Below are 5,011 nucleotides of genomic sequence, written 5' to 3' on the forward strand. Positions count from 1 at the left end.
GTGCTGTATGTCAATCAGACGCCCTATCAGGTGCGCGAGCGAGACTACTCCTATGCGGGGTCTTTCTACGCCTTTAGTATCTGGATCGGGTGTGGTGTCTTCGGTCTCTATGACCTCATCACCGGGGAGAGAAGTAGGAAGAAGAGCGGTTTGGCTCTCGGTCTAACAGCCCTCTGTCTCCTGGTACCGACCTTAGTCGCCTGGCAAAACTGGGACGATCACGATCGCTCGGGACGTCGCCTCGCAGCCGACACGGGAAATAACTACCTCAATAGTTGCGAGCCGAATGGAATCATCTACTGCAATGGGGACAACGATACCTTCCCCCTCTGGTATGCGCAGGAAGTGGAGGGAGTACGGACTGACCTGAAGGTCTGCAACTCCTCTTACCTGCAGGCGGACTGGTACATAGAGCAGATGAAGAAGCAGACCTACGAGGCGGCTCCAATGCCCATCACCTGGGGTCTGAAGGAGTATGGGGGTGATAAACGAGGCATTGCTTACGTAGTGCCGGTGATGAAGGACACGCTGGAGCTGAGACATGCGCTTGACTTCATCGGCTCCGACGATCCCTCCACTAAGGATATCCCCGGCATTGTGCAGAAGGTGGACTACCTCCCTAGTACAAAGGTCGCCCTATCCTATGATCCCACTGATCTGATCCAGAGAGGTGTGCTTTACCCAAGTGATACAGCCTATATCAAGGAGCCGGTGACACTGTATGACTTCTCAGGAAAGAGTTACCTCGGCAAGGAGGAGCTGGTCTCCTACGATATGATTGAGGCTAATAAGTGGAAGCGACCGATCTACTTCTGCATCACGGTCGGCGAGTCCAATCGCATGGGTCTGACGCCTTACTTCCGTCAGACCGGCATGGCCTATCAGGTACTCCCGATCCGGACAAAGGGGACCTCGAGCGAGGTCGATGTGGAGCGGATGTATACCAACGTGATGGAGCGCTTCCGGTGGGCGGGAGCCGATCGCTCAGGGACCTACATGGACGAGAATGCTCGCCGTATGCTGGAGACCTATCGTAGTATGATCTTTGCACCCCTGGCAAAAGGTCTTGTAGCCCGTGGTGACTCGATCCGAGCGCGAGAGGTTCTGGAGCGGTCCAAGACCGCCATCCTCGACGAGGTGGTGCCGCACGGAGCCTCTTCGCTTCCCCTTGTGGGAGCCTTCTACGATGCCGGGATGACCGGTGATGCAGAGGAGATCACCTCGCTGATGCTGGATCGGAGCCTGAGGGATCTGGACTGGTACTTCCGTCTCAGCGACCGGGACTTCATTACCTGTATGCCTGAGATAGAGCGGGAGATCATCGTCGCAGAGGAGCTTATGCGTCTCAATCGCGCCCATGGCAGCGGTCTGGAGGCGAAATATGGTAAAGACTGCGACTATTACAGCAAGGCTTACCTGCAGATCTACAACCAGCTCTCCGGGGCAACCCAGCAATGACTCAGGACCTGCGGTCACTTATTCGTGAGGCAGCAAGGGAGTATGGCTTTGATGCCATTGGCTTTGCGCACCTCGGGGAGGTGTCGGACGAGCACCAGGCTTATCTCGACCATTGGCTCGAAGAGGGTAAGGCAGCGGGCATGGGCTATATGTCCAAGAACGTGGAGGTCAGGAAGAATCCCATTGACAAGATCCTCCCAGGTGCCCGATCGGTGATAGTGGTGGCAGCCTCGTATTATCCGGTGAGACAGCAACCCAAGGAGGCTCCGCAGGTAGCTAAGTACGCTTATGGTCCGGACTATCACGATGTGCTGACCGAAGCGCTTGTCCGTCTCGGCGAGGGGATCAATGAGCGGGTGGCACCCCACTCCTTCCGCTGCATCTCCGGTAGTGTACCCTTCCTTGAGCGGTACTGGGCGAGCGAGGCAGGAATAGGTTTTATCGGGAAGAACCGGTGCATGATTATCCCTGGCATGGGGAGTTTCTTTTTTCTCGCGGAGATGCTGACGACGCTTGAGCTAGAGTCGGAGCATCCGGTTCGACGCTCACTCTGCGGTTCCTGTCATCGCTGCCTGGACGCCTGCCCGACGGGAGCACTCTCTCCTGAAGGGATGGATGCCCGCCGTTGTATCAGCTACCTCACCGTGGAGCACCATGATGAGGTCTCTCCTGAGCTGACCCGACGGATGGGGAATAGGCTCTTCGGATGTGACAGCTGCCAGGATGCCTGCCCCTTTAATCGTCAACCCAAGCCTACGAAGCTCTTCCCCTCCTACGACACGATCCTCGACCTCAGCCGGGAGGATATCACTGAGATGTCGCTGGACGAGTACCACAGGATATTTCAGGAGAGCCCTGCCAGACGAGCAAATTATAAATGGATGACGCGTAACTGCCGACTCTGGCTTGAGAATAATCCTCCCCACGACGCCGATAATTGAGTACCTTTGCCCATTATATCTATGAAAGATAAGAGCAAAATAGAGAGCAAGGCTGTAGAGAAAGGTCGGATCGTGGTTCAGGGGGCAAGGGAGCACAATCTCCGTGACATCTCCGTGACCATTCCGCGCAATTCTCTCACTGTGGTTACCGGGCTGAGTGGAAGTGGTAAGTCATCCCTCGCCTTTGATACGATCTACGCAGAGGGTAATCGGCGATATCTGGAGACCTTCTCCTCCTATGCCAGAGGCTATATCGGTGATCTAGAGCGACCAGATGTCGATGAGATCACCGGTCTGTCGCCGGTCATCTCCATCGAGCAGAAGACTACCAATAAAAATCCTCGCAGTACCGTAGGGACAACGACGGAGGTCTACGACTTCCTCCGTCTGCTCTACGCCCGATGCGCGACCGCTTACTCGCTTAGGACAGGTAAGGAGCTGATACACTACTCAGAGGATCAGATCATCGACCGGATCCTAGAGACTTACACCGACCGTAAGGTCTACCTCTACGCTCCAGTCGTGCGAAGCCGTAAGGGACACTATCGTGAGTTGCTCGAGAGCTACCGACGGAAGGGGTATGTCTCCGCTCGGATCGATGGGGAGCTGACTAATCTGAAGCCCGGTCTTGCCCTGTCGAGGTATAAAAACCACTCGATAGAGATCCTGATCGATAAGCTGAAGGTGGTGTCCAAGCAGATTGACCGAATCAAGGAGAGCGTCAGGACGGCACTCCGGATCGGAAAGGGGATCATCCTCGTACAGGATATGCAGGAGGATGGTCTTAAGCCCTCCTACTATAGCCGTAATCTGATGGACGAGGAAGCGGGGGAGTCGCTACCGGATCCGGACCCTAATACGTTTTCTTTCAATTCTCCACAGGGAAGTTGTCCAAAGTGTAAGGGGCTCGGCGTGGTCACCGCACCAGATCTCTCTAAGGTGATCCCGGACCCAAAGCTCAGCATGAGACAGGGAGGGGTGGCACCGATCGGGAAGTACAAGCGGGGGCTCCTCTTTGCTCAGTTGGATGCGATCCTTAAGCATCACGATCTGGATCTAGACACCCCCATTGAGGACTATCCGGAGGAGTTGATCGATGACGTGCTGAATGGTGTCGACTATCCACTCTTCTATCACACCAAGACCGGTGTGCGACAGAGGCTGACCGAGTATGACGGCATCGTCTCCATACTCGAGAAAATGACCGAGGGGGACTATAACGCAAAAACAAAGAAGTGGGCGGAGCAATTTAGCACCTACGTCCCCTGTCCTCGGTGTCACGGTAAGCGACTGCGCAAGGAGGCTCTTGCCTTTAAGATCAATGGCAAGGACATCACTGAGATGTCGTCGATGCCGATCCCTGATCTGCTGGAGGAGATCAAGTCCGTACCGGCAAAGATCGACCGGCAGAGACGTGTCGTCGCTACCGAGATCTGCAAGGAGATAGAGAGTCGTCTCTCATTCTTAGTGGAGGTAGGGCTGACCTACATTTCCTTAGACCGAACCACTGCCACTCTCTCCGGAGGTGAGATGCAGCGGATTCGACTGGCTACACAGCTGGGGAGCCGATTGGTGAATGTCCTCTATATCCTCGATGAGCCCTCTATAGGTCTTCATCAGAGGGATAACGACCGACTGATACGATCCCTCAAGTCTCTTCGCAACCAGGGCAATACGATCCTGGTTGTAGAGCATGACCGAGAGATCATGGAGCAGGCAGACTACATCATCGATATCGGTCCCGGAGCGGGACGCAAGGGAGGGCATATCGTCTTTAGTGGCACGCCGAAGGAGCTGATGCAGTCTGATACGCTGACAGCTCAGTACCTGAGGAGGGAGAAGGACATTGAGATCCCGAAGATACGGCGGTGCGGTTCGGGCAAGAGTCTCACGCTGCTGGGAGCTAAGGGAAACAATCTGCAGGGCGAGCCCTTCTCCATTCCCCTGGGTACGCTGACGCTGGTAACCGGAGTGAGCGGCTCCGGCAAGAGTACCTATGTCAATGACACCCTCTACCCTGCCCTCTCCAAGCATCTCTACAAGTCACTGGCTGAGCCACTGGAGTATGACCAAATCGAGGGCATCGATCTAGTAGACAAAGTTGTCCAGGTGGATCAGTCACCCATCGGACGTACTCCGAGGAGCAACCCCGCTACCTACACAGGAGTCTTCACCGACATACGAAACCTCTTCACAGAGATGCCGGAGGCAAAGATCAGAGGGTACAAGCCGGGCCGCTTCTCCTTCAATGTCAAGGGGGGTCGTTGCGAGGCATGCAAGGGGAATGGTTACCGCCGGATCGAGATGCACTTCCTCCCCGATGTCTACGTACCATGTGAGGTATGCCGAGGAAAACGATACAATAGAGAGACGCTGGAGGTACGATACAAGGGGCAGTCCATCTCCGATGTGCTGGAGATGACGGTGAATCAGGCGGTGGACTTCTTCGAAGGGCAGAGTCGCATCCGAAGTAAGATCAAGGTGCTAAAGGACGTGGGGCTCGGCTATATAAAGCTTGGTCAGTCCTCATCGACTCTCTCCGGAGGCGAGTGTCAGAGGATCAAACTGGCGAGCGAACTAAATAGGCGCGACACCGGCAATACGATCTACTT

General features: G+C 55.2%; 2 protein-coding genes and 1 pseudogene. All 3 read left to right on the forward strand.

What is annotated here, in order from left to right; translation table 11 throughout:
• A pseudogene (locus Q0F21_RS05220) lies at positions 1-1,458 on the forward strand (DUF2723 domain-containing protein); the annotation flags it as partial.
• Positions 1,455-2,399 carry a tRNA epoxyqueuosine(34) reductase QueG gene (gene queG, locus Q0F21_RS05225; protein WP_297238042.1) on the forward strand — a complete coding sequence of 315 codons (945 nt, stop codon included), beginning with the start codon at positions 1,455-1,457 and terminating at the stop codon, positions 2,397-2,399. The pseudogene Q0F21_RS05220 and the gene queG, both read left to right, overlap by 4 nt.
• A gap of 21 nt (positions 2,400-2,420) precedes the next feature.
• The coding region (gene uvrA, locus Q0F21_RS05230) for an excinuclease ABC subunit UvrA (RefSeq protein WP_297238044.1) at positions 2,421-5,011 on the forward strand (2,591 nt) is incomplete at its 3' end.

Origin of the sequence: uncultured Porphyromonas sp. (genome assembly GCF_934359325.1) — a bacterium.
Classification (GTDB): Bacteria; Bacteroidota; Bacteroidia; order Bacteroidales; family Porphyromonadaceae; genus Porphyromonas_A.